At 46.8% G+C, this 26,157-nt stretch carries 24 protein-coding genes and 1 pseudogene; 11 read left to right on the top strand and 14 right to left on the bottom strand.

The window, feature by feature from the left end:
- Window positions 1-9 precede the first annotated feature (9 nt).
- The 7 genes and pseudogenes from AB5903_RS09025 (at window position 10) to AB5903_RS08995 (ending at window position 5,864) form a co-directional block, all read left to right on the top strand.
- The gene (locus tag AB5903_RS09025) at window positions 10-1,413 is read left to right on the top strand and encodes a DUF5009 domain-containing protein (RefSeq protein WP_272710990.1); all 1,404 of its coding nucleotides are present in this window, start codon (window positions 10-12) and stop codon (window positions 1,411-1,413) included.
- A gap of 30 nt (window positions 1,414-1,443) precedes the next feature.
- A complete protein-coding gene (locus AB5903_RS09020; protein WP_368117802.1) occupies window positions 1,444-2,643 on the top strand; it encodes a glycoside hydrolase family 10 protein in 1,200 nt (399 codons plus the stop codon).
- A 458-nt stretch (window positions 2,644-3,101) separates the two neighbouring features.
- Window positions 3,102-3,998: an IS982 family transposase gene (locus tag AB5903_RS09015; protein ID WP_272710993.1), complete on the top strand. Its 897-nt coding sequence runs from the start codon at window positions 3,102-3,104 to the stop codon at window positions 3,996-3,998.
- Window positions 3,995-4,252 (top strand): annotated as a pseudogene (locus AB5903_RS09010) (DUF4372 domain-containing protein); the annotation flags it as partial. The gene AB5903_RS09015 and the pseudogene AB5903_RS09010, both read left to right, overlap by 4 nt.
- Window positions 4,253-4,270: 18 nt before the next feature.
- Window positions 4,271-4,546: a hypothetical protein gene (locus AB5903_RS09005; RefSeq protein WP_272711004.1), complete on the top strand. Its 276-nt coding sequence runs from the start codon at window positions 4,271-4,273 to the stop codon at window positions 4,544-4,546.
- Window positions 4,547-5,132: 586 nt separating this feature from the next.
- Window positions 5,133-5,366: a hypothetical protein gene (locus tag AB5903_RS09000; protein WP_004293731.1), complete on the top strand. Its 234-nt coding sequence runs from the start codon at window positions 5,133-5,135 to the stop codon at window positions 5,364-5,366.
- A 63-nt stretch (window positions 5,367-5,429) separates the two neighbouring features.
- Complete coding sequence (locus AB5903_RS08995) at window positions 5,430-5,864, top strand: nucleoside deaminase (protein WP_272710994.1); 435 nt, start codon at window positions 5,430-5,432, stop codon at window positions 5,862-5,864.
- Between the two features lie 107 nt (window positions 5,865-5,971).
- Here the strand turns inward: AB5903_RS08995 and AB5903_RS08990 are convergent, their stop codons facing one another.
- From AB5903_RS08990 to AB5903_RS08980, 3 genes are all read right to left on the bottom strand, one after another.
- Window positions 5,972-6,286: a DUF4834 family protein gene (locus AB5903_RS08990; protein WP_005657637.1), complete on the bottom strand. Its 315-nt coding sequence runs from the start codon at window positions 6,284-6,286 to the stop codon at window positions 5,972-5,974.
- 67 nt (window positions 6,287-6,353) lie between these two features.
- Window positions 6,354-7,061 carry a CDP-diacylglycerol--serine O-phosphatidyltransferase gene (pssA, locus tag AB5903_RS08985; RefSeq protein ID WP_117956126.1) on the bottom strand — a complete coding sequence of 236 codons (708 nt, stop codon included), beginning with the start codon at window positions 7,059-7,061 and terminating at the stop codon, window positions 6,354-6,356.
- A 2-nt stretch (window positions 7,062-7,063) separates the two neighbouring features.
- Window positions 7,064-7,753 (bottom strand): phosphatidylserine decarboxylase family protein, encoded by a 690-nt coding sequence (locus tag AB5903_RS08980; protein WP_005657633.1) that lies wholly within the window; start codon window positions 7,751-7,753, stop codon window positions 7,064-7,066.
- A 172-nt stretch (window positions 7,754-7,925) separates the two neighbouring features.
- Between AB5903_RS08980 and dnaE the strand changes: the two genes are divergently transcribed.
- From dnaE to AB5903_RS08965, 3 genes are all read left to right on the top strand, one after another.
- The gene (dnaE, locus tag AB5903_RS08975) at window positions 7,926-11,723 is read left to right on the top strand and encodes a DNA polymerase III subunit alpha (protein ID WP_368117801.1); all 3,798 of its coding nucleotides are present in this window, start codon (window positions 7,926-7,928) and stop codon (window positions 11,721-11,723) included.
- Between the two features lie 84 nt (window positions 11,724-11,807).
- Window positions 11,808-12,122 (top strand): thioredoxin, encoded by a 315-nt coding sequence (trxA, locus tag AB5903_RS08970; RefSeq protein ID WP_005657629.1) that lies wholly within the window; start codon window positions 11,808-11,810, stop codon window positions 12,120-12,122.
- 37 nt (window positions 12,123-12,159) lie between these two features.
- Window positions 12,160-12,492, top strand: coding sequence for a hypothetical protein (locus AB5903_RS08965; RefSeq protein WP_022103869.1), 333 nt, complete (start codon window positions 12,160-12,162; stop codon window positions 12,490-12,492).
- A gap of 93 nt (window positions 12,493-12,585) precedes the next feature.
- Here AB5903_RS08965 and AB5903_RS08960 read toward each other — a convergent pair whose 3' ends face one another.
- The 8 genes from AB5903_RS08960 to AB5903_RS08925 all read right to left on the bottom strand — a co-directional run bounded on the left by AB5903_RS08960 (window position 12,586) and on the right by AB5903_RS08925 (window position 19,311).
- The gene (locus AB5903_RS08960; protein WP_005657624.1) at window positions 12,586-12,804 is read right to left on the bottom strand and encodes an immunity 17 family protein; all 219 of its coding nucleotides are present in this window, start codon (window positions 12,802-12,804) and stop codon (window positions 12,586-12,588) included.
- Window positions 12,805-12,840: 36 nt separating this feature from the next.
- Window positions 12,841-13,266 carry a tRNA (adenosine(37)-N6)-threonylcarbamoyltransferase complex ATPase subunit type 1 TsaE gene (gene tsaE / locus AB5903_RS08955; protein WP_016661944.1) on the bottom strand — a complete coding sequence of 142 codons (426 nt, stop codon included), beginning with the start codon at window positions 13,264-13,266 and terminating at the stop codon, window positions 12,841-12,843.
- A gap of 81 nt (window positions 13,267-13,347) precedes the next feature.
- A complete protein-coding gene (locus AB5903_RS08950) occupies window positions 13,348-14,169 on the bottom strand; it encodes a metal ABC transporter permease (protein WP_060385326.1) in 822 nt (273 codons plus the stop codon).
- A gap of 10 nt (window positions 14,170-14,179) precedes the next feature.
- Window positions 14,180-14,602, bottom strand: a complete 423-nt coding sequence (locus AB5903_RS08945; RefSeq protein ID WP_005657616.1) for a hypothetical protein — start codon at window positions 14,600-14,602, stop codon at window positions 14,180-14,182.
- 163 nt (window positions 14,603-14,765) lie between these two features.
- Window positions 14,766-16,040 (bottom strand): 3-phosphoshikimate 1-carboxyvinyltransferase, encoded by a 1,275-nt coding sequence (locus AB5903_RS08940; RefSeq protein WP_117856963.1) that lies wholly within the window; start codon window positions 16,038-16,040, stop codon window positions 14,766-14,768.
- Between the two features lie 104 nt (window positions 16,041-16,144).
- Window positions 16,145-16,744 (bottom strand): aminotransferase class IV family protein, encoded by a 600-nt coding sequence (locus AB5903_RS08935; RefSeq protein WP_272710996.1) that lies wholly within the window; start codon window positions 16,742-16,744, stop codon window positions 16,145-16,147.
- A complete protein-coding gene (locus AB5903_RS08930) occupies window positions 16,728-17,711 on the bottom strand; it encodes an aminodeoxychorismate synthase component I (protein WP_005657611.1) in 984 nt (327 codons plus the stop codon). The genes AB5903_RS08935 and AB5903_RS08930 overlap by 17 nt, the downstream gene beginning before the upstream one ends.
- A 4-nt stretch (window positions 17,712-17,715) precedes the next feature.
- The gene (locus AB5903_RS08925) at window positions 17,716-19,311 is read right to left on the bottom strand and encodes an aspartate:alanine exchanger family transporter (protein WP_117903567.1); all 1,596 of its coding nucleotides are present in this window, start codon (window positions 19,309-19,311) and stop codon (window positions 17,716-17,718) included.
- A 130-nt stretch (window positions 19,312-19,441) separates the two neighbouring features.
- Between AB5903_RS08925 and AB5903_RS08920 the strand changes: the two genes are divergently transcribed.
- Window positions 19,442-19,831, top strand: a complete 390-nt coding sequence (locus tag AB5903_RS08920) for a DUF2721 domain-containing protein (protein WP_005657607.1) — start codon at window positions 19,442-19,444, stop codon at window positions 19,829-19,831.
- Between the two features lie 168 nt (window positions 19,832-19,999).
- Here AB5903_RS08920 and AB5903_RS08915 read toward each other — a convergent pair whose 3' ends face one another.
- The 3 genes from AB5903_RS08915 to AB5903_RS08905 all read right to left on the bottom strand — a co-directional run bounded on the left by AB5903_RS08915 (window position 20,000) and on the right by AB5903_RS08905 (window position 25,871).
- Window positions 20,000-23,266, bottom strand: a complete 3,267-nt coding sequence (locus tag AB5903_RS08915) for a S41 family peptidase (protein WP_272710997.1) — start codon at window positions 23,264-23,266, stop codon at window positions 20,000-20,002.
- A 71-nt stretch (window positions 23,267-23,337) separates the two neighbouring features.
- On the bottom strand, window positions 23,338-24,123 hold the full coding sequence (locus tag AB5903_RS08910; protein ID WP_005657604.1) for a TerB family tellurite resistance protein: 786 nt from the start codon (window positions 24,121-24,123) through the stop codon (window positions 23,338-23,340).
- Between the two features lie 689 nt (window positions 24,124-24,812).
- Entirely contained in the window at window positions 24,813-25,871 is a 1,059-nt protein-coding gene (locus AB5903_RS08905; RefSeq protein ID WP_016661939.1) for a hypothetical protein, read from the bottom strand.
- Window positions 25,872-26,157 lie beyond the last annotated feature (286 nt).

Genomic DNA, 26,157 nt, shown 5'->3' with positions numbered 1-26,157 from the left:
GGGTGTAAAATGAAACGTGCTATATCTTTAGATGTTTTTCGTGGCTATGCTATTGTTACAATGATTTTGTCAGGCACCATTGCTTCTGGAGTATTGCCTGGTTGGATGTATCATGCACAGGTAGGGCCGCGTTCGAATCATACTTTTGATCCTACAATTTTGGGAATTACATGGGTCGATTTGGTATTTCCGTTTTTTCTGTTTGCCATGGGAGCAGCATTCCCGTTTTCGATAGGTGGGAAGATAGAGAAGGGAGAATCGACTTGGCGGATTATGTGGGAATGTTTGTTGCGTGGTATGAGGCTGACTTTCTTTGCAATATTTATTCAGCATATGTATCCTTGGGTGACATCTTCTCCTCAAGATGCTACGGCTTGGTTATTATCCATAGGAGTTTTTTTATTAATGTTTCCTATGTTTATGAAGATTCCTTTGAAGATACCGTCTTGGATGCGGGTACTGATAGAGCTTTTGTCGTATGGAGTAGCAATTTATCTTTTGCTGTCTGTCTCTTATGCGGGTGATCGCAAGTTTAGCCTCTCATTTAGTAATATTATTATATTGGTATTGGCTAATATGGCATTGTTTGGCTCTTTTTCCTATTTGTTCACACAGCATAATAAGTGGTGGCGGATAGGTATACTGCCTTTTGTTATGGCTATTTTTTTAGGTAGTTCTACAGACGGCTCTTGGCAGAAAGAATTTATGGATTTTTCTCCTCTTCCGTGGATGTATCGGTTCTATTATTTAAAATACCTGTTTATAGTTATTCCGGGAACAATAGCAGGGGAATATTTGAAGGAGTGGATGTCTGTTAGGACGGAGCAAGATCGAATGCAGTCGTTAGAAAATCGTCGGACATTATGGGTGTTGCTGATTTCTGTATTGATTGTTGTTGTAAATTTGTATGGTCTTTATACGCGCAGTCTTGTACTTAATCTTTTTTTGACCATAGGTTTATTGGTCTTGTTGGAGCGTTTGCTTAGAATGCCGGGAAATGATGCGTCTTGTTGGCATAAATTATTTATGGTCGGAGCTTATTTGTTGATGTTAGGCTTATTCTTTGAGGCTTATGAAGGTGGAATTCGTAAGGATCACTCAACCTATAGCTATTATTTTGTAACATCAGGATTGGCTTTTATGGCCTTGTTGGCATTCATTGTAATTTGTGATGTTTATCGTTGTGAAAAGTTGATGAAACCATTGGAGATGGCTGGAAAAAATCCTATGATAGCTTATGTAACTCCGAATTTGGTGGTGATGCCTTTGATTAATCTTTTAGGACTAAGTGGATATTTGGGTATGCTGAATGGAAATGCTTGGTTAGGATTGTTAAGAGGTGTTGTTGTGACAGGCTTGTCTGTTATGATAGCAATGTTTTTCACTAAGTTAAAGTGGTTCTGGAGAACTTGAGTTTATGCATATAGAAAGGAGTATATAATTATGATTAGAAAAATGGAAATGAATAAACGTTTGTTTTTGTTCTTGTTTTACTTATGTATAAGTGTCTATGGCTTTTCGGCAGATAGAGTGGAAGGCATTCGGGGGGTGTGGGTGCCTGCACCTCGGTTTACGTCCGTTCTTCATAGCCACGAAAATGTAAAGCAATTTGTTCAGCTGTTGGAACAATTGAATTTGAATTCTGTTTTCTTAGTGGCTTATGCTGAAACGAAGACCATTTATCGCAGCGAAGTTTTGTTGCGGTATTCAAATTATCAACATTTGGAAGATGGTTATTTGTTGTCTGAATATGATTATAAAAGTGCTACTAATGACCCCGTACGTGATTTAATAGATGAGGCGCATAAGGTGGGAATTAAAGTATTCTTTTGGTTTGAATATGGATTTATGGGTGAAGGTACTCCTATTGCTTCTACCAATCCGTTGTTGGCAAAAAATCCTCATTGGTTAGGAATCAATAATGAACAGCAGCCTGCTAATTATAATAGGCATGATTATTATTTTAATTCCTATAATCCGTCTGTTCAGAATTTTTTGATAGATTTGATTGAAGAAGCTTTAAACTTGTATCCTGATTTGGATGGAGTGCAAGGTGATGATCGTCTTCCTGCGATGCCGCGTAATTCGGGATATGATACATATACTGTTTCATTATATCAGGCGCAGCATAACGGTAAATTGCCACCGATGGATTATAATGATAAGGAATGGGTCGGTTGGCGTTTAGATATTTTGAATGATTTTGCTCGCCGTTTATATCGATCGGTTAAGTGTATAAGTCCTGATGCTATGGTAAGTTTTGCACCTAATCCTTATCCGTGGTGCGAAGATAATTTAATGCAAGATTGGCCGCAATGGTGCAAGGATGGAGTTTGTGATTTACTGGCAGTTCAGTGCTATCGTTATTCAGAGGATGCTTATAGGAATACGGTATTAGAAGTGTTGAACCATATAAAGATGAGTAGGGCTAACTCTTTGTTTGCACCAGGTATGATTTTAATGGAAGGTAGTAATTCTAAAATGACTCCGGAATTGCTGCTAAAGCAAATCAAGATTAACCGAGATTTAGGATTGAATGGGGAAATCTATTTTTATAATAAAGCATTAAACAATTCTAAAGTTCAAGAAGTTTTAAAGAAGGTATATACAGAGAAAATCCTTTTTCCGACTTTAAAAGAATAGATTTTTAGGGTATTGATTGGTACAGGATAAATATTGGGACTTTGTATTATAGCGAAACCTGTTGGCGGAATTAAGTTAATGCATACTTGATTCTGCCAATAGGCTTGCTATTAATGTAATTTATGTGTTGTAAGGCGGTCAATACCTAATTTAGCCAATAATTCTAGCAAACAGGCTGCCAGATTTTCTGACACAGACAGGTTATAGTATGCTTATTATCAGTCGCGTATAACTAATTTGTTTTTATTGCTGTCCGATAAAAAATGCAAATACATAAAAATAGAGCTGACTTCATTTGCAATGTCAGCCCATTTTTGTTAGATTTCTGTCGCCAAACTAAAAATTTAATTAACGTGAGTTCGAAATAAGAATAAATATATTTCACTTATAATTAGAAACATAGCGATAAAAGTATTAAATTTATAGTGCTGAATTATAACATTTAAACGATTACCACTATGTTTCCAGAGTCTAAAGTTACAGAGATTTATTGTATGGCCGATGATTTTTGCAAGGAATTTACATTGCAACAGGAAAAATATATGATTAAGGATATGAAGACCATGCATCGTAACAACCCCAACCGTATGAGTGATGCAGAGATTATGGTTATTCTAATCCTGTTTCACTCCGGTGGTTTCCGTTGTTTCAAGCATTACTACAAGGAGTATGTCTGTAAACATCTGAAACACCTTTTTCCTCGTCAGGTTTCTTATAACCGTTTTGTGGAACTGGAGAAGGAAGTATTGCTTCCCATGACCATATTCATCAAAAAAGTACTGCTGGGAACTTGTACCGGCATCAGTTTCGTTGATTCCACTCCCTTATGTGTATGTCGTAACCAAAGAATCTTGATTCATAAGACATTTGAAGGGCTTGCCGAGCGTGGAAGATGTTCTATGGGATGGTTCTTCGGATTCAAGCTGCATCTGATAATCAATGACAAAGGAGAGATCCTCAATTTCATGTTCACACCTGGAAACGTGGATGACCGGGAACCGTTGAAACAGGGTAAGTTTCTGGAAAACATCAAAGGAAAACTATGTGCAGACAAGGGATATATAGGTCAGGCTCTGTTTGAAAACCTTTTCCTTAATGGCATACAGCTTGTTACTAAAGTTAAAAATAATATGAGGAACTCACTGATGAGTATTGCCGACAAGATTTTGCTAAGCTTGATTGAAACGGTCAATGACGGACTGAAGAACATCGCACAGATTGAACACTCAAGACATCGTTCATTCAGTAACTTTATAGCCAACTCCTTGTCGGCTATCGCGGCATACTGCTTTTTTGAAAAGAAGCCCGCCATTGACGTAAATTTTGTCAATGACGGACAACTTGCTATTTTTTGATTTTATTTCGAACTCACGTTAATTATATAAGCAGAAGTATACATCTTAGCGGACAACTGCTTTACTGTCAGGCCATAAAATTACTGAATAAGCCAAAAATCCTTCAGATAAGCCGTAAACATGGTGGAGAACACTATATAAAACGATTTGATGGCCGGACACATCTTGTCGTCATACTTTATGCTGTTGTCATGCATTTTGATTCCTTGTGTGAGATAATGGTTTCTCTACAGGCAGAAGCCCGCAAACTTTGTCATCTTGGTATAACCACAATGCCATTACGTAGAACTCTTTCCGATGCTAACCAACGACGTCTGGAAGCTATATTTGAGTCCGTCTATCATGACTTATACGTCACATACAGGAATATACTTTTGGGGACATCCGTAAAACAGGATGCAGTCTGGATGAAGCGTTTGCAGATTATTGATTCTACTACCATCACTTTGTTCTCCAATCTCTTGTTCAAGGGTGTAGGATGTAAAAAGAAAGAAGGTATAAAGGTACACACTGTCATACACGCTAACGGAGAATCCTTTCAGATCTAAAGTTCACTTCAACAGCAACCAATGATTCTTTTATGCTAAGTCCATCAGCACTGAACAAAGGAGAAATAGTTGTCATGAACCGTGCACATATTGACTATGAGAAATTGGAGGTGCTCACACAAAGAGAAATGCTGTATATGAAAAAATGAAGAAGAATCTGAAATACAGTATTATGGAGAATTGTATATACCAGACTAAAGAAGGCCTTATGGAAGTACAGATACAGCATGTTATATTCTGAAAAGTACTGAAGGGTGGCGAAATCTTGACTCATTATGCCCATATCATTATTTATATCTATGCTGATACAAGAAAACACAAACTAGTTTCATTGCTTACAAACAATTTGAAGTCAGATCCTGGTAAAATTATAGACATTTACCGAAACGTTAGGAGATTGAATTACTGTTCAAGCAGATAAAACAGAACTTCCTATTGAAATACTTCTATGGGGAAAGTGCAAATACCATCAAAATACAGATTTGGGTGATTCTTATGCTTAATTGATTTTATCGGACAGCAATGATAAAAAATACGTTTTTTCTGTTTTGTTTTTACAGAAGTAAAGCTAATTTTGCAAAGAAATATGAGAAAGAGAGACAAAACGTGTGCAAAAGCAACACCGGAAGAACCTAAACGCGAGCAGCGCATGGTATGCCTGATGAGCGAAGAAGAGCTGCGGATTGTGGATCGTTATCTGGAGAAGTATAAGATAACGAACAAATCGCGCTGGCTGAGGGAAACCATTCTCATGTTTATCCATAAGAATATGGAAGAAGATTATCCTACACTGTTCGGTGAGCATGACATGCGAAGATAAGAAGTGGTGGAATAGGAGATGATGTGCGATGTGGAATGAGATAAACAGCAAGTAGTAAGAATTATGACAGATACGGATTATATGAAGCAGGCGCTTTTGGAAGCGCAAAAAGCAGGTGAGCGGGGTGAAGTGCCCGTTGGTGCCGTTGTTGTTTGCAAAGGCCGTATCATTGCCCGTGCCCATAATCTGACTGAAACGCTGACGGATGTCACCGCACATGCCGAAATGCAGGCTATCACTGCCGCCGCTGCTACGCTTGGTGGCAAATATCTGAACGAATGTACTCTTTATGTAACCGTTGAACCGTGCGTGATGTGTGCCGGTGCCATAGCATGGGCACAAACGGGACGGCTGGTATTTGGTGCGGAAGATGAGAAACGGGGATACCAGCGTTATGCACCAAAGGCTTTGCATCCTAAAACTGCAGTAGTGAAAGGAGTACTGGCGGATGAATGCGCTGCATTAATGAAAGACTTTTTTGCAGCAAAACGCAGATAATACTTTTCTGAAAAATTTCGCTATAACAGGTTTGCCTTGTAGTGCGGAATACAAATAAATTATCCTACGGGAGAATTATTGTGTAATGATATGACTCTCTGCAATTGCTATTCTTCTTTGATTTCTTCGAAATCCACATATTCCCCCTCGTCCTGGGAAAACAGTTTCTTGTGCCTGCCATGTGCGGTTTCTTCTTTTATTCTTGTTTTAGGTTCTTCGTTGGAAGAAGAGCCGGACTGTTGTCTGCCATTGAAAGAATACCCTCTTCCGGATTGATAATTTCCATTGTCGTTCCGGTAAGTGTTTGATGAGCGGCGGCTACCCAAGCCGAAAATACTCCGGATAACAGTGCCGATGATGCTAAGTCCGATAAGCAGGATGGCGATTATAATGATAAATAAAAATCCTAAAAAATGAAACATGGGCTAATGTCTTTTTATGTGTTCGTTTTCAGCGAACGATAATACAACAACCGTACCAAGAAAATGTTTACTTACGCTTTCCTGTGAGAAGTGACAGCAAGATGTACCATACAATTACCGCTGCGAAACCGCTGACTTTCAAAAAAACAAGAAGCGGAATACAGATAATCAGGAAACTGAAACTTACTTTGTTGTCTTTCCATGAGAGGCTCTTGAATTTCAATGAAAACATCGGTATTTCCGATACCAGCAACCACGAAAACAAGCAAACCAATGCTAAGAGATAAAGCGGATTAAAGCTCTCCGAGATAAGTATGGGATGTATTCCCGCCACTAACGACGCCCAAAAAAGGGCATTGGCAGGAACCGGTACGCCGATAAAGGAACTAGTCTGGCGGGTGTCATTGTTGAACTTAGCCAGACGCAACGCCGAGAATACGGAAATGAGGAATGCTGTGTAAGGCATATAAGGAGCGATGAACTCCATGGATGCCGGATAATGCATTTCTTTAAATAAAGAGTACACTATTAGTGAGGGCGCTACGCCGAAACTTACATCATCCGCCAGCGAATCCAAGTCTTTGCCGATGGGAGAGTGTGCATTCAGCAGACGTGCCATCATGCCGTCGAAAAAATCGAATACGGCACTGAGAATAATGAATGCAAGCGCCAGGTTGTAGTTGGCTTCAAAAGCCATGACGCAGGCGATACACCCGGAGAACAGGTTCAGGCAGGTTAAGGTATTCGGTATGGAGCGGGTAATGCAGTTTGCCATTGTTACTTGAGTTTTGCTATTACGGTCTGGTTGCCGGTAGTCAGTTGTCCGAGTTTAACAAGAACTTCCGTACCCAGCGGAAGGAATACATCCACACGCGAACCGAACTTGATGAAGCCCATATGTTCGTCGATATAACACTCTTCGCCCGGTTCGGCATAAGTTACGATACGGCGTGCCATGGCGCCGGCAATCTGGCGTGCCATGATTTCTACACCTTCGGGGGTTTCGATTACTACAGTGGAACGTTCATTGTCGGTGCTTGCTTTGGGCAACCAGGCCTTCATGAACTTACCGTTCTGGTGAGATACCGACTTCACGGTTCCATCCACCGGATACCAGTTGGCATGTACGTTGACCAGACTCATAAATATGGAAACCATGATACGGCGGTCATGAAAATATTCGGTTTCTTCAACCTCTTCCACTACCACAATCTTTCCGTCAGCTGGGGCAACTACGATTTTTTCAGTATTTTCCTGGCCGAACAAACGTATAGGACAACGGAAGAAGTTCACTAAAATGCCATAAACCACAAGGCTGATAACTGCCACTACATAGAAGGGAATCTTACATTCCAAACCGAAGTAAAGCCCTGCGTTTACGGCGAGTATCAACAATAAACTGCCGGCCAATGTATGTGTTCCTTCACGGTGAATACGTATTTTCTTTAATTTTTTAAGTCGACCCATGTATCTTGTTTTATTCTTTCTAATGCAAATTATCTGCAAAAATAGGCTTATTTTGAAAATCTAACAAGAATTTAGTCATAGAATTACAGATGTTGATAACTTTTTGAGGAATATTTTTGTTAGATGTAGCATAGGTCGTACCTTTATGCTCACTTATAGAAAGGATAAATTTATGCAGGATTTTGTTCATTTGCACGTACACACCCAGTATTCACTTCTTGACGGTCAGGCCAGCGTAAGCCGGCTGGTAGACAAGGCGATGAAGGATGGTATGAAAGGTATAGCCGTTACCGATCATGGCAATATGTTCGGTATCAAGGAATTCACCAACTATGTCAATAAGAAGAACAGCGGTCCGAAAGGGGAGATAAAAGACCTGAAAAAACGGATTGCCGGCATAGAGAGCGGTGAGATGGAATGTGAGGATAAGGAAGCGGAGATAGCGGCTTGCAGAGCAAAAATAACGGAAGCCGAAAATAAACTGTTCAAGCCCATTATCGGTTGTGAGATGTATGTGGCACGCCGCACAATGGACAAGAAAGAGGGCAAGCCCGACCAGAGCGGTTATCACCTGATTGTATTGGCGAAGAATGAAAAAGGTTATCATAATCTTATAAAGCTGGTGTCCCGTGCATGGACTATGGGATACTATATGCGTCCGCGTACCGACCGCAATGAATTGGAGAAGTATCATGAAGGATTGATAGTCTGTTCCGCCTGTATCGGTGGGGAGGTTCCTAAAAAGATTATCAACGACCAGTTGGAAGAAGCGGAAGAGGCCATCCGTTGGTATAAGAATCTTTTCGGGGATGATTATTATCTGGAATTGCAACGTCATAAGGCAACTGTTTCCCGTGCCAATCATGAGGCTTATCCTTTACAGCAAAAAGCCAATGCCAAACTGTTGGAATATGCCAGGAAGTACAATATAAAAGTAATCTGCTCCAATGACGTTCACTTTGTGGACGAGGAGAATGCCGAGGCGCACGACCGCCTTATCTGTTTGAGTACGGGCAAGGATTTGGACGACCCGAGCCGTATGCTTTACACCAAGCAGGAATGGATGAAGACCAAGGCGGAGATGAACGAGCTTTTTGCCGATGTTCCCGAAGCGCTTTCCAATACACTGGAGATTTTGGACAAGGTGGAATATTACTCCATAGACCATGCTCCTATCATGCCTACTTTTGCCATTCCCGAAGATTTCGGAACGGAAGAGGAATACAGGCGGAAATATACGGAAAAAGATTTGTTCGACGAGTTTACGCAGGACGAAAACGGAAATGTCGTCTTGGACGAGGAAGCCGCCAAAGCCAAAATCAAGCGTTTAGGCGGTTACGAAAAACTTTATCGTATTAAATTGGAAGCCGACTATCTTGCCAAACTGGCATTTGACGGTGCCAAACGGCTTTACGGTGACCCGTTGTCGGACGAAGTGAAAGAACGTTTGGTTTTTGAGTTGTACATTATGAAGACGATGGGTTTCCCCGGTTATTTCTTGATTGTACAGGACTTTATCAATGCCGCCCGTACGCAATTGGGCGTTTCGGTGGGACCGGGACGTGGTTCGGCTGCCGGTTCGGCCGTGGCGTACTGCTTGGGCATAACCAAGATAGACCCTATCCAGTACGACCTGCTGTTTGAGCGTTTCCTTAATCCCGACCGTATTTCCTTGCCTGATATTGATGTGGACTTCGATGATGACGGACGCGGTGAAGTATTGCGCTGGGTAACGGAAAAGTATGGTCAGGAGAAGGTGGCGCATATCATCACGTATGGTACTATGGCAACCAAACTGGCCATCAAGGATGTCGCCCGTGTACAAAAGCTGCCTTTGTCGGAATCCGACCGTCTGGCAAAATTAGTTCCCGATAAAATTCCCGATAAGAAACTGAATCTCCCCAATGCCATCGCCTATGTACCTGAGCTTCAGGCTGCGGAAGCATCGCCCGACCCGTTGGTGCGCGATACGTTGAAGTATGCCAAGATGCTGGAAGGTAACGTGCGCGGTACGGGTGTGCATGCTTGCGGTACGATTATCTGTCGTGACGACATCACCGACTGGGTTCCTGTGAGCACGGCAGATGATAAGGAAACGGGAGAGAAGATGCTCGTTACCCAGTACGAGGGTTCGGTCATTGAAGATACCGGATTGATTAAAATGGACTTCCTGGGACTGAAGACCCTTTCCATTATCAAGGAAGCCGTTGAAAATGTACGTTTACACCGGGGACTGTCGTTGGATATCGACAAGATTTCCATTAAAGACCCCGCTACCTATAAATTATACTGCGACGGACGGACTATCGGTACCTTCCAGTTCGAGTCCGCCGGCATGCAGAAATACCTGCGCGAGCTGCAGCCGGGTACTTTCGAGGATCTGATTGCCATGAATGCTCTTTATCGTCCGGGACCTATGGACTATATCCCTGACTTCATCGACCGTAAATGGGGACGCAAGCCTATTGAGTATGATATTCCCATCATGGAGAAATATCTGAAAGATACCTACGGCATTACCGTCTATCAGGAGCAGGTGATGCTTCTGTCCCGTTTGTTGGCAGACTTTACCCGTGGTGAGTCCGATGCCTTGCGTAAGGCAATGGGTAAGAAACTGCGCGACAAGCTGGACCATATGAAGCCGAAGTTCATTGCTGGCGGACAGAAGAACGGACACGATGCGAAGGTGCTCGAAAAGATTTGGGCGGACTGGGAGAAGTTTGCATCCTATGCTTTCAATAAGTCTCATGCCACCTGCTATTCATGGGTTGCCTATCAGACGGCGTTCCTGAAAGCCAATTATCCGGCAGAGTACATGGCTGCCGTAATGAGCCGAAGCTTGTCCGATATAACGACGATAACCAAACTCATGGACGAATGTAAGTCCATGGGCATCAAAGTGCTTGGACCCGATGTGAACGAATCGAACCTGAAGTTTACCGTGAACCCCGAAGGTAATATCCGTTTCGGATTGGGTGCGGTGAAAGGAGTAGGTGAGGGTGCTGTGCAAAGTATCATGGAAGAGCGTGCGAAGAACGGGCCTTATACCGGTATTTTCGATTTTGTGCAGCGCGTCAATCTGAATGCCTGCAACAAGAAGAACTTGGAATGTCTTGCCCTTGCCGGTGGTTTTGACAGCTTCCCTGAGTTGAAGCGCGAACAGTATTTTGCCGTCAATACCAAGAATGAAGTCTTTATTGAAACATTGGTACGCTATGGCAACCGTTATCAGGCAGATAAGGCAGCAGCGGTCAACTCCCTGTTCGGCGGAGAAAATGTAGTGGACATAGCCACTCCCGAAATTCCGCAGGCAGAACGTTGGAGTGATCTCGACCGGTTGAACAAGGAGCGGGATTTGGTAGGCATTTATCTCTCCGCTCATCCCTTGGATGAATATGCCGTGGTGCTGGAATATGTTTGTAACACACACATGGCGGAACTGGAGGACAAGACCGCCCTTGTGGGACGTGAAATAACTATGGGGGGCATCGTTACTTCCGTCCGCCGGGGCATCAGTAAAAACGGCAATCCTTATGGCATTGCCAAGATAGAGGACTATTCCGGGTCGGCAGAGCTGCCTTTCTTCGGAAACGACTGGGTGACTTACCAGGGATACCTGGGCGAGCGTACCTTCCTTTATATAAAGGCGCGCTGCCAGCCTAAACAGTGGCGGCAGGACGAACTGGAGCTGAAGATTACCTCAATGGAACTGCTTCCCGATGTAAAGGAAAAACTGATAGAGAAGATAACAATCCTTATCCCGCTCGGCGTGCTGAACAAGGCATTGGTGACGGAATTGGCGGAACTGACGAAGGAGCGTCCCGGTACAACGGAACTTTACTTTAAAGTGACCGACTCGGAGAGCAAGATGACCCTTGACCTGGTGTCCCGTCCGGTGAAGCTTTCCGTAGGCCGTGAGCTGATCTCTTATTTAAAAGAGCGTCCGGAGCTTGATTTTCGGATAAATTAATTATCTTTGCTTCACTGATGGCAGTAGGCGGATAATGCTGATACTGTACTGTTGAATTGATATTTAACTTAATATTTAGAAGAAATGGCATTAGAAATTACAGACAACAACTTCAAGGAAATCCTGGCAGAGGGTAAACCTGTGGTAATTGATTTTTGGGCGCCGTGGTGCGGACCTTGCAAAATGGTGGGTCCTATCATTGAAGAACTGGCCGGCGAATATGAAGGCAAAGCGCTTATCGGTAAATGCGATGTAGACGAAAACGGAGATGTTGCCGCCGAATACGGTATTCGCAATATTCCTACCGTACTGTTCTTCAAGAATGGAGAACTGGTGGACAAGCAAGTGGGTTCTGCTCCTAAACCGACTTATGCAGCGAAAATTGAAGCACTGTTGTAAGCTGGTGGTACTATTAATCCTTTAAAAATATAAAACTATGGGACTGGAAGACGATTTTTTGAAGAATGATCTCGATGATGAAAAGACCATTGAGTACATCAAAAACTATTTGCCGCAGGAGTTGAAAGAGAAGTTCTCTGACGATGAGTTTTATTATTTTCTCGATTTGATTGACGAGTATTATTCCGAGAGCGGCATCCTCGATGTGCAGCCCGACGGTGACGGATATATCGAAATCGATCTGGGAAAAATCGTAGATTACATCATCAAGGAAGCTCATAAAGACGAAATGGGCGATTATGATCCGGATGAAATCCTTTTCATCGTGCAGGGCGAAATGGAATACACGGAGTCATTGGAGGATGAGTAATTCACAGTTTGGATTATAATGAAAAAGGAAAGGCGCGGGATGAAAACCTGCGCCTTTCCTTTTTTCCGGTATGTTGTATATCAGTCTTTCCGTTTATGCTACCGGCGGAGTATTCAGAAAAAAGAATACCGCCGTGCCGATAAGTATCATTCCCAATACCCCGTAAAACCAGCGTGCTTGCCGGCGGCCTACATTCCGTACGACAAACTGCGTGTTCTGGGCGGTAAAGAACCAATCCCAATCTAAGATTGCAGCCAGCAGGGAGATAATTCCCGCAACGGCAAAAATACCCTGAACGATGTACTGGCTCATGTAGTGCGATTAGTGGTTGATGATTAACGGCCGGTACTAATCCAGCGGTTGCAGTGTAACTTCCCGTTCACCGTTTTCTATCTCTTCGATGGTGACTTTCACGGTATTTCCCGGCAGCAGCTCTTCAATCAGTTCCGGCCATTCGATAAAGCAGAGCGCACCGCTGTACAGATAATCTTCGTATCCCATATCGTACACCTCTTCCAGTTTCTTGATCCGGTAGAAATCGAAGTGGTAAATCAACTCTCCGGCAATTTCGGAACGGTATTCGTTTACGATGGCGAAAGTAGGAGAGGTAATGACATCGGATACGCCGAGCTCTTCGCAAACCGCCTTGATAAAGGTGGTCTTGCCGGCTCCCATTTTGCCGTAAAAAGCAAACACGGTATTGTCGCCCATTGCCTCGACGAACCGGCGGGCGGCTTCATGAATCTGGTCTAATGACTGAATCTTGATTTCCATTATTTTGTATTTTTCTGCAAAGATAATGCAAACCGAGAGCATAAAAAATGAACGTGCTCATTTTTTATGCCGAGGCGCAGCTTATCTTCGCTTTTTCTGCAAAGATAACCAAAAACTTTTTCCCCCTTTACAGATTGCATAAATAATAATGGAGAAGAAGATGATGGCTGCTCCCGAAGGAACATTGAGATAGTATGAAATGAGCAGCCCGCCCAGGCAACTGAGGTAACCGATGCCCACAGACAGCCAGATGATGCGGTGAAACCTATGCGAAAAGAGATTGGCAGTCATCTGCGGGATTGTCAGCAATGAGATGACCAGCACGATGCCTACCATACGCAGGCAGGCTACGATAGTCAGCGCAATGAACATCATCAGTACATACTCAAAGGTCTGTACGGGTATTCCTTGCGAACGGGCGAATTCGCGGTCGAATGCCACATAGATTATCGGATGCAGGAAAAACGAGAAGAACAGGATGAGCAGTGCTGCCAGTCCGCCCAGCAGGGCGATGTCGCCAAACGTAATAGTCAGGATATTCCCGAACAGGTAGGCGGAGAGGTCGGGTGCAAATCCGGGAGACAGGAATGTGAATATGATGCCCAATGCCATTCCCAGTGTCCAGAATACCGCAATGGCAGAGTCCTCGCGCATGTCTTTCCGCTTGCTGAGCCATTCCACGCCGAATGCCGACAGTACGGAAAAGACCGCTGCCGACAGAATCGGTGAAATTCCCGCATACAGTCCCAGGCCTATACCGCCGAAAGAGGCATGCGTCAGTCCGCCGCTGATAAAAACCAGCCTCCGGGTGACGATGTACGTACCGATAATTCCGCAGACAATGCTTGCCAGCAGACTGCCGATGAGGGCATGTTGAAAGAATGTATATTGTAAAAGTTCCATGCGGCGGGGGTTAGTGGTTATTTCTTCTTTCTCCTACAATCAGGAATACTTCGTCTTTTATATTGTCGGGCAGTGCAATGCCGCGCAGTTGCAGGCTGCGCACCCACCCTGCCACGTCTTCCGACTGCATGGTGTAGAACACGTCACGGAACTCATCTTCCTGTTCGGGCGTATACTCGTCGGGAGCGGTTCCGATGTATTTGTCCAGCTCCTCGTCGTCATAGTATTCTATCTTCTTGCTGACGGCGGCGAGCAGGCTCTCTTTTTCGCATACCTCGTGCTGTCCGCAACATTCCGCATCCACTTCCTGCACTTCGGGCATAGCGTCCAGTTCGCCATTGTCAATTTTCTTCTGGAGTCTGCGGTTGCGTACGGTTCCGGCTATGGCAGCTACGACGGCAAGGGCAATCAGGCTAATAATCAGTATCCACATACGTTCTCTTTCCTTGAAAAAAAGTGTCCTTATACAATAGAACGGACAAAGATACACATTGTTTTCGTATCTGCCCGCTTTTGAACAGGCAAAAAGAAAGTGTGCCGGAATGCTTTTCGACCGTCATGCAATCAGGCTGTCCGCAGCGGTGCGTCGGGCGATGTTAATGACAGATGGTAAAGCCTGCTTGCTTCAAATCTTCCCAATAGCCCGGATAGGATTTGGATACTACCTGGGGTTCGTCAATCCTTATCTGCGGCAGTGCGATGCAGGCGGGGGCAAATGCCATTGCCATGCGGTGATCTTCGTAGGTGGCGATAACGGGAGCGCTTTCGGCAGGGCAGCGTTCACCCTCCCACAGCAGGATGCTGTCCTGCTCGGAACGTACCGCATAGCCTAATTTGCGCAGCTCGGCGATAAGGGCGGTGATGCGGTCGGTCTCTTTGATTTTGAGGCTTTGCAGACCGGTGAAGCGGAAAGGGATATTCATCAGGCAGCAAGTGACGACAAAGGTCTGCGCAAGGTCGGGAATATCTACCATATCTTCTTCAAGACGGTCAACGGGCGTCCCCGCGAGCGTGAGCCGTACCCCTTTGTCCGTGTATTCGGTGTGTACGCCCAGGCGGGAGAAAATCTCCGCACCGCGGCTGTCACCCTGGTAACTGTGGGGGAACAGTCCGAGCAGCTCTACCGTTTCCTCTTCATTCCCTTTCGGTGACTCTCCACTCCCCGTTTTCCGCTCTTCATTCCCCCTCAACGCCAGTATCTGATACCAGTAGGATGCCGCGCTCCAGTCGCTCTCTACAGTGAACGGAACATCCCGGTAACCGCCGGGATATACAGTGATACTGTTTTCGGAACTCCATTCGGTATGTCCGCCGAAGTCCCGTATGAGCTTGAGGGTGAGGTCGATGTAGGGACGGGAAATGATACAGCCCGTAAGATGCAGGTGCAGCCCTTTGGGAAGAACAGCTCCTATCATCAGCAAGGCGGATATATATTGTGAACTCACGTTTCCGGCAAGTGATATTTCACAGCCTTGCAATTCCGAACCGGTGATGCGCAGGGGCGGGAAGCCCTCATTGCCTGCGTACTCGATGTTTGCACCGAGCTGGCGCAGGGCGTCTGTCAGAATACGGATGGGCCGCTGCTGCATACGTTGCGTTCCGGTAATGATACGGACACCGGGCGTTACGCTGAGGTAGGCGGTGAGAAAACGCATGGCCGTCCCTGCCGCCATGATGTCTATATGTTCGGGATTGCCTTGCAGCGCACGCACCATGACGCGGGTATCGTCGCAATCGCTCAGATTGCAGAGTGTCTGCCTGCCATGGGCAAGGGCGTGCAGGATAAGCGCACGGTTACTGATACTTTTGGATGCCGGCAGCCGGATAGCGGCATGCATCGGTACATCGGGAGCGGAAACGGTATAACGCATAGTTGTATTTGTTAAGTTACGGTAGCGGATGACTTTATACTCCGCTTGCAAAAGTAAGACAAATCTTTGGGAAATGGAAACTGTTGGCTCCACATTCGTGCTTTTCAGAATACCGGATGCAGGCAATCGGCGGGCAGTTCCACTTCGCCCCAGTCTATCATTGCATTGAACAGGCGGACGGTGGAATAAGCCGGAAGTTCTTCCGTGCGTATGTCCTTTTCCGTAAGAATACCTTTGTCCAGCAGTTCGGCACGTTTGGTCCCTTTCAGCAGAGGATGTTGCGGAGTATGCCAATGGCTGCCGTCAAAGAGGGCGATGTTGGCGATGCTGGTGTCGGTGAGCAGATGCCGGCGTACAATCAGAATATCATCATACGCGCCGCGCCGGGCAAACAACCGGTTGAGCGCACTGCGGTCGGTGCTTTTGCAGGCGTAGTCGATGTCGTCGGCCTGTATCAGTGCCAGTGAACGGACGGGGCGCAGGGTATAAGGGGTACAGGTCACTTCCTCGATGCCGTTTTGCCCGTACATTATACGCAGCTTGTGTACGCCGCTTCCGGGAATGGCGGGCAGATAGCCGGCAAGTTGCAGAGCGGGGCTTTCAGGCCAGAAGTGCGTACGGGTATCGTTCATTCTCCGTTCATGGTAAGCCATGTTGCGCACTTCTCCGCAATCCACCCGTATGGTTTCAATAAATCGGCACATATATTTTCTGTATTACTTCGTTGTATTCGCTTTCCCAACGGCTTTGGGCGGTGATGCCGCCGCCGGCTTTGAAATAGAGCTGTCCGTCTTCCTGCTCGATGAAGCGTATCATGACGGCGCTGTCCAGCCGTCCGTCGGCGTAGCAGCCCATGACTCCGGTGTAGAATCCCCGTTCGTAGCCTTCCGCTTCGGCAATGATTTGCATGGTACGCGGTTTGGGAGCGCCGGTAATGGAGCCGGCGGGCAGCAGACTGAACAGAATATCGCCGAGGCGCTTTGTGTAATCGCCGGGCAGCATGCCGCATATTTCGGAGCTTGTCTGCAGGATAGGCCCTTTGTTGGTCTGCAGGCGGTCTATGTAGCGGTAGGACGCTACGGTGACGTGTTCGGAAACCATGCTGAGGTCATTGCGTATCAAGTCTACAATCGTGGCATGTTCGGCAGCTTCTTTGGCATCGTCCAGCAGGATTGATTCGGCATGGGGCAGGGTGGCGTCAATCGTGCCTTTCATCGGGAAGGATTTTATCCTGCCCTCTTCCATGCGGACGAAGATTTCGGGCGAGAAGCAGACGAACCGGTCTTTCAGCCAGAGTTTGTACAGGGCGTGTGAATGCAGGAACACATCTTTCAGCGTCAGGTTGGTGCGGAGCGGCACTTTGCATGTCAGATTGGTCAGGTAGCTGTTGCCGCCCAGCAGGTTGCGCCTCACGGTATCGAAAGAACGGCGATAGTCGGCGGGAGCGGGCGGTGTGAATTCCCAGTCTATCGTTCCGGCATACCGGGCACCGGCATCAGGTGCATTGCCTGTTCCTCTGAACTGGTAGAGGCATACGGACGTATCTATCCCGTCGAGAGGTTCTACGTACGAATGTTCCTGCATGTAGTCGATAACAAACAGGAAGGGCGTACCGTTGCGCCCGAACGTATTCATCCGGGCAATAGCTGTTTCTTTATCCAGTGCTTTCATTGTCTTAAATCATTGTAGCTATGATTTGAATGGACAGTATGAGGAATACCATTGCAATGGGGTAGACCGTTGCGTATGCCACGCTCGGAATATTACTGTCGGTCATGGAATCGGCGGCTGCCAGACCGGGGGTACTTGTCATGCCGCCGGTAATGGTTCCCAAGAGGTCGAGAATACTGATTTTAAACACCATCCTGCCTACAATCACGGCTATCAGCATGGGAACCAGGGTAATGGCTGCACCTACTCCGAACAGCAGCCAGCCGCTTTCCTGAAAGGTGGCAACCAGGTTCTTTCCTGCCGACGTACCTACTTCGGCGAGGAACAGCAGCAGTCCCAACTGTCGCAGCAGTTGGTTGGCAGGGCCCGACATCGACCAGATGACAGGACCTGTCTTGCCTATTGCGCTGAGGAACAGGGCCACTATCAGGATACCGCCCGTCAGTCCCGGTGAGAACGACAAACCGCCGGGAAAGGATATATTCAGTTTGCCGAACAGCACTCCGAGCACAATACCCATTGCAATCGGGAAGAAATCGGTATCGGACAGTTTTTTGGCGTTATTGCCCAAGAGGCGCGCCAGTCCTTTCAGTCCTTCCTTTTCGCCTACCACCGTCAGCTTGTCGCCGAATTTCAGCGCGAGGTCGGGCGAGGGGGCAAGGTCTATTCCGCTTCGGCGGACACGCGTTACGGTACAGCCGAAGTTCTTCATCAGGTTCAGGTCGCCCAGTTGCTTGTTTATCATATCCTTTTTGGTCAGCAGCAGGGATTCTATCTCTTGGGTGTGGCTGAGCGGGAGTTCCCCTTCCTCGCGTTCGCCCACCAGGGTGGCAAGCTGGTTCAGGGCTTCGTCACTGCCCACTGCCTGTATGTAGTCGTTTTCACGGAGCACGGTGTGTGCGGTGGGGATGGAGATTTGCTCGCCGTGCTTGTGGCGGGAGATTACGGCACCGGTTATGGCACGGGCATTGATTTGCATCAGGCTGCGTCCGAAAACTACGGGGTTCGTGACACGGTAGATGCAGGTGAGCAATTCGGGAAACTGTCCGCGGCGCTCTTTCTCCAGGCGGCGGGCTTCCCGGTCGAGGTCGATGTGCATGATGCGGGGCAGCAGTTTCACGAACAGGATAACGCCGATTACTCCGAACGGATAGGCGATACCGTAGGCAATGGATGCCAGCGGCGAGTGGGTGCTGTCAATGGCAACGGCAAGTCCCGGCGTACTGGTAAGCGCTCCGGCTATGAGTCCCACCACGCTCGGCGTGTCGATGTCGAAGGCATATTTCAGCCCCGTTGCCGTGAGGGCGGCGGAGCAGATAATGAGCAGGGTGATGATGATGAGGGTCTTCCCTTTGCTCCGGAAGGAGTCGAAGAAGCCGGGTCCCGCCTGTATGCCGATGGTGAAGATGAACAGTACGAGTCCGAAGTTACCCAGCTCCTTGGGGATGATGACGCCGAAATGCCCGAATAGCAGGGCGATGAAAATAACGGCGGATACGTCGAGTGACAATCCTTTGATTTTAATCCTTCCCAACATGAAGCCGAGGGCTACGATGAGGAACAGGGCGAAATAAGAGGAATTGAGCAAGTCTGTGAACATAGGCTTTGATGAATTAGGTCTTTTCTTGGGAACAAAGGTAATGGAAAAAAGTTAGATAGGGAAGGCTATTTTCCTTTTCGGTTTTATTGCTTACCTTTGCAGGTTTTAAAAGAATGAAGAAAAACGTTTTATGGAAATTGATTTAACTACCCCCGCTTTGCTGTTCTCGGCAATATCTTTGATAATGTTGGCATATACCAACCGTTTTCTGTCCTATGCCGGTCTTGTACGTGCTTTGAAAGAGCAACATCAGAAGAGTCATTCGTCGGTGACGGCCGCACAGATTGCCAATCTGCGGCAACGGCTTTACCTGACGCGGGCTATGCAGGTAACCGGTATAGCAAGCCTGCTGCTGTGTGTGGTCAGCATGTTCTTTATCTATATCCGGCTTCATCTGGTATCGGTCTATATCTTTGGCCTGGCATTGGTGCTGCTGATTATCTCGCTGGCAATTTCGGTGTATGAGATTTATATCTCGGTGAAGGCATTGGAGATACATCTGAATGATATGGGCGATTGAAAAGGAGCTGCCGGAAGCCCCGACATATTGTCCTTCAAAAAAGAGGGTGTGTCAAAACTAACATTCGCTTGCTATTTGTTTCTTTTTAGGCACGGATTACACGGAAAATACAGATTTTCTTTGTTCTTTTTCCGTGAAATCCGCGAAATCCGTGCCTAAAAGAAATCATCATTTGTCCAGTTCTTTCAGCAATTCTTCTACGGCAACTTTCAGTTGGGTATCTTCACCCTTTACGATGGTTTCGGGCGAGTTGGCCACTTTGATGTCCGGTTCCAGTTGGCTGTTCTCCAGGTAGCTGCCGTCGGGCAGGCGGTAACCCACCACGGGGATGCCGAATACGAGCGACGGGTCTTGCAGACGCTCCCAGGATACGCTTGTCATGGTTCCCGGAACGGGCATACCCACCAGTTTGCCGATATTCCGGTGGCGGTACACCCACGGTGTGCCGTGTGCATTGGAATAGTTGGCTTCGCAGGTCACCATAATGGAAGGCTTGTTCCAGCGGCGGCTGGGCATGTCGCAGGCTTCGCGGCCGCGAACCACTTGCGTGAAGTATTTCTGGCCGCTGAACAGAATTTCGATGTCCTCGTGCAGGCGTCCGCCGCCATTGAAGCGGGTGTCGATGACGATGCCCTCGCGGTTGTTGTATTTGCCCAAAATGTCCGAGTAGACGGAACGGAAACTGTCATCGCCCATTGATTCGATATGAACATATCCCAGCCGTCCGCCGGACCATCTGTCCACATCTGCCGCACGTTGTTTCACCCAGCGGGTATAGAGCAGGGTATTCAGTGCGCTGCCGCTTATCGGAATTACCACCTCTTCCCAGCGTTCTTTGGTTTGCGGGTTGTAGAGTGAGACGAGGGTTTTCTTTTTGGCTTTATCATTCAATAATGTGTAGTAATCCATTTCAGGGGTAATCTCTGTGCCGTCAATCTTTTCAATGATGATGCCTGTCTTTGCTTTGGTTGAGGCGTTATCGAACGGACCTTTCTCTATGACTTCGGCAATGCGCATCCCTTTGTCCCGGTAATTCCAGTCGAAAAGCAGTCCCAGGCTGGCAGTCGGTTCGCTTTGTCCGGAAGCGTAGTAACGACCGCCGGTGTGCGACACGTTCAGCTCGCCCAGCCACTCGCTCAACAGTTCGGCAAAGTCGTAGTTATTGTCTATGTGAGGCAGGAACTTGCGGTAGGCGGCGCTCATGGCATCCCAGTCTACGCCGTGCATATCGGTGTTGTAGAAACGCTTCTTCTGCTGTTTGTACACGTGGTTGAACATATATTCGCGTTCCGCCGCCAAATCCATTTTGGCCTGCGCTTGGTAAGTGACAGGCTTCAGCTCATCGGATGCCATATTCATCTTCTGCATGGTTTTGCCGCCCAGCAGGAAAAGGTTCTTGCCGTCTTTGTCCATTTCCATGGAAGCCCAGCCGGCATCCATTTTGTGAAGCAGCCGGGTATCTTTCTTGCGGAGATCCATTTTCCAAAGGTCGTAACCGCCTTCAAAGGCGGCAAAGTAATAAAGGGTCTCACCGTCTTTGGAGATGATGACGCTGCCCATGTCCGAGGAATTCGGGGTGAGGCGTACCATGCGGTCTTCCATGTTTTTCAGTTCTACGGTGATGTCCTTTACCTGAGCCTTATCATCGTCCGCGGCTTTTTCTTGGCCTGCATCTTTCTTGTCGCCTTTCTTACCTTTGGCAGTGTCCTTGCCTTGCGCTTTTTTCTGTTCGGCTTCTAGCTCCTTGCGCAGTTCGTAGTCTTCCTTGCTCAGGCAGTATTTGTCGTAGGCGTCCTGATTGAGGAAAACGAGCATGGCATCGTCCTGCGAACCCCATGAGGCATGAGCGCGCATGCCGTAACGCTCCGTCTTGAAGAGAATGGCATTGCCGTCGAGGGCAAAACGGGGCGAACCGCTCATGTAGCCGCTGTTGGTCAGGTTGATGATGGGGCTGTTGCCCTGTGCGCTGACAAGACCTATATCGGAATACGGGTCGTGCCTGTTGCCGATGAATTCGAGGGTGAACCATTTTCCGTCCGGCGACCAGGCATAGTCGAACCCGCCGTCTGTGCTGTACCAGGTGGAGCCATCGGTAATCTGGCGCACTTTCTTCGTATCAAGGTTCACCACCATGAGGCGGGTACGGTCTTCTATGAATGCCAGCTCTTTACCGTCGGGCGAGAATTGCGGGAAAGCACGCTCAACGGTGGCTGACGGCAACAATGCCTCTTCTTCTACAATGGTGGCGTTCGGGAAGTTGGGGTCTTCCTTGCGGACTATTTTGGCAAGATACAACTGCCAGTTGCCGTTGCGCTCACTGGCATAAGCCAGCGTGCGGTTGTCGGGCGCGAAAGACAGGCCGCTTTCACCGGCAGGGGTATGGGTTATCTGTTTGGTTGTGGCATAGTCTGCCGAAGTGACGAACACTTCGCCACGGGCGATGAATGCCACTTGCTTGCCGTCCGGCGAAACGGTTGCCGAGGTGGCTCCGTTGGTAAAGGTCAGGCGGGCTGTATCGGGCCGGTCGTCGCGGATAATCTCTATTTGTACTTTTTGCGGGGCGGCGCCATCCTGCTGGGTATATATTTCACCGTCGTAACCATAGCACAATGTTCCGTTGCCGCTTATGGAGAGGAAGCGCACGGGATGGGTCTTGAAACTGCTTACCGCTTTTACCGCTTCGGGGTGTGCCGGCTGTAGGGAGTACACATTGAACGAACCGCCGTTGCGCTCGCTCAGGAAGTACAAGGTCTGTCCGTCCGGCGAGAGGACGGGGTTGCGGTCTTCGCCCGCGTGGCGGGTGAGGTTGGTGTGCTTCTCTGTACGGCAGTCGTACATCCATATGTCACGTGTAATGGAAGAGGTGTGGTGCTTCCGCCACTGGTCTTCAAATCCTTTTTGGTCTTGGTAGAAAAACATGTCGCCCGTTTTGTCGAAGCAGAGGGCTTCGGCGGGAGTGCCCAATACCTGTTCGGTGCGTCCGCCGGTTGCGGGGACTTTATAAAGCTCGGTCATGGCAGGACTGGGGAAGAGCGCACTTCCGGCCGGGTCCTGTATGGCGGCGGAGAAAAGGATGTACTTGCCGTCGGGCGTGAATGCGGAAGGGATTTCTCCTGCCGAGTTGGTGGTCAGGCGTTGTGCCGCACCGCCATCGGACGGCATTACGAATACGTCGAAATTTCCTTGCCTGTCGCTGGCAAACGCTATCTGTTTGCCGTCCGGCGACCATACGGGAGACGATTCGTAAGACTCCTGCGTGGTGAGCTGTGTGGCCGTACCGCCTTTTGCGGAAACTTTGTAGATGTCTCCCTTGTAACAGAAAACGATTTCCGTGCCGTCGGGTGAAATCTGTATGTCGCGCATCCAGAGAGGAGTTGCGGCATAGGTGGTGAGGGTAGTGAAACCCAGTGTGAGATAAGCAAAAATTTTCTTCATATCGGATAGGATTCTATTAATATTCTTGGGGGGGGATTGAAGCCCTTTTTCGGTGAGACAGTCTTTCGCGGCTATTTGATACCTCTTGCTTTGTAGATTATCTCTTTGGCATTGTTGATATCCTGGAGTTTCTCTTCGGCGGCGCGTTTGATGTCTTCTCCCAATGTGGCTACCCGGTCGGGGTGGTGCTTCAGTACCAGTTTGCGATAGGCGGCACGCACCTCCTCATCGGTGGCTGTAGGAAGAATTTCCAGAACTTTGTAGGCAGCTTCCAGGGAGTTGCCGCCCAGGTTGAGCATGGATTCCACTTCTTTTTCGGACAGTCCCATATAGGTTGCCACTTCTTTCAGCGCTTCTATCTCTTCGCGGCAGACGTTGTTGTCGCTCCGGGCTATGTTGGCAAGGAATCCCAGCAGTTGCAGGCGTTCCTCGTATGTGAGGTTGGCGGCTATCTGCCTGCCGCAATCACGGATGGTCTGTCTGAATGCGAGAGGATTCTGCATGTCCATTCGCTTGCGTTGCTCGAAGAGGTTGAGCAATATCCGTTCGCCTTCGCCTACTGCCGCAACGCCGAAGTTGGTCCGTAGGAAATTGCGGACATATTCCATTTCACTGTGCATGATGCGTCCGTCTGCCCGTATGATGTACGAGGCCATTACCAGCATCGAAAAAAGAAAACTGTTCCGTTGCCCGGCAAAGACATCTTCCTCAGTCTGCCCGTTGCCATAGTCTGTCGTATAACTTGCAGTATTGTCACCGAGCTCTATCAGCGACCCGAGTGCATATCCTGCCAATGCGCCGAGCGGTCCGCCTGCCATGAAGCCGATGATACCGCCAATCCATTTTCCTGCTCCCATAATTTTGTTCTTTTATCTGCAAAAATAGCAATTCTTATCCGAATAAGAGAAAGGGGTTAAAAAGAAAAACGGTCGTCACTCGTCACTTTTAGTCTTTATCCCTTTGTGGGAGAGCGATACAGACGTGGTGACACGGACGACGACAGGTGACGACCAAATTCGGTCGTCACGGAAAAAGGCTCTTTTTATCCGTCTTTCAGTTTTTAATCATCCTATAATCAGCGTATTATTGTTTAAAACAAGATTTCCTGCATTTGGGGAGATTTTGTTCATATCAGGGGCTAAAAAAGGTTAAACCGTGACTTTGCCTCCCGAATGCGTAAGATAAATGTGATGTTGCCTTGTTGTTTTTCCGCTATTGCATCTTGTATAATGTTGCAACAGCATGTAGTATTCCTCGTTTTCCAATTGCGGGCTGTAGAGCCCGCAGCTGCAAACCCTGCGGTTCGCAGTTGGCAACCGCAGAGCCCGCAACTGGAAAACGGGGTTTTTATTGTGGTACGGCTACATTTATCATGCTGCTTTTCAACAAAAAAGAATAAGGAAAGTGCTGTTTTTGTGTGGGAAAAACGGGTTAGGCTTAGGCAAAAGAGAATGGAAGAAGCGGGGATTTTTTACGTTGAGCTGTTGTTGTAGATTTATTTTATTAAACTTGTAGCAAAGCATTGATTTTTCAGAAACTACAGACATTACTGCATCAATCCACCTTCAACAAAGAAAACGACTTCATTCAGCCGTTGTTTATTTTTTTTCTCGTCTTTAAAAACAGCAGGAATATGTAACACATTATCTTGAATCAGATTATCCATTAAATACCACATAACCTCATGGTACAAAATCACCATTGCTGTTTTTTCATCACTTATATTATATTGGGTTGCTATATTGCTGCAATTACTTTTAAGTTCAGAAGAAATGGAGTCAACCAGCTTTTTGATAATGTGATGAAAACGGTCTTGCTGTTTTTTTATAATAGGAAATTGTATATCCCCGTTACTGTTTGTCAAGCCATAAGGTATGAGTTTAGAAATAAGTTGTGGATTGTTTATTTTCCCAAATTTGGATATTTCTTCAGCACTTTCATCCATCGTTTTACTGCTTGGTGAGACTTCGCTGTTGAGATAGGTTAGTATAAAATTCATATCACCAAAGCCATTTGTTCCGAATTTGAGGTCTTTGCGTGGCTCATATAAAACCCAGTAGCAACCACTCCAACCAGCATGGTTGTTTATCTCATCGAATAAGACAAGTTTAGTCCACATCCTACCATCCAAAAGATATGAAAACACCAATGAAAGTGCGTTATTTTCAAATCCCATCTCCTTGATTGTATGTACGAGAGAGACAAAATCACTTTTAGTGTTTGAATACATGGATTTCGCAATCTCCTTACTGATATTTCTTAAAGAGGTTGTCTGTTCTTCGTCAAGAATAGGAATTGTGCATCTCCATTTTCCTTTGGTTCTGTCAATTAGTCCTCCTACTTCCAATAATAATAATTGGCTGTCAGAACACTTAACTCCCATTTTAAGAAGTTCATTTAGGGTGTGAGGCGTTCGTAGATTATATATTATTTCCCAATTATTATCTGCAAGAACATAGTCTTCCGGTTGATGTCCACTTACAGCAACGAATTGCGTAGCTTCCCACTTCTCATAAGCTCGGACATTAGTCTGAGCTTGTATTCTTGGTAATGAGATTGATAGCAAAAAGATTGTTAAAACAGAAAGTTTGAATTTGTTCATCATAATAAATTTAATTTATAATTCAGTGTTTACGTATATTTTTCCGAAAGTTTTTGCTCGTCACGTATCCGGCATAGCTCCCGATGTACTTTGGACCCGTAAAAATGGGTCAATGTAAAAACCTGAGGGGTAAATTTATAAATTGTTATCTTTGTCTCCAAATTCATAGCTTATGGAGTTAAACGGTTATCGCCTTCTTCTTCCTGAAGGCACTTTAGACTACTTTGATCTTGTTGATGTGAAGGAAAGCGTAAATGAAGTTGTGTTCTACCTTGAGGAGAAAAATATC

Origin of the sequence: Bacteroides sp. 2201st1_D9_2201SCRN_220225, from assembly GCF_040928965.1 — a bacterium.
GTDB lineage: Bacteria > Bacteroidota > Bacteroidia > Bacteroidales > Bacteroidaceae > Bacteroides > Bacteroides stercoris.
The sequence above is the reverse complement of the archived record's forward strand: the minus strand, read 5'-3'. Positions and strand labels throughout refer to the sequence as shown.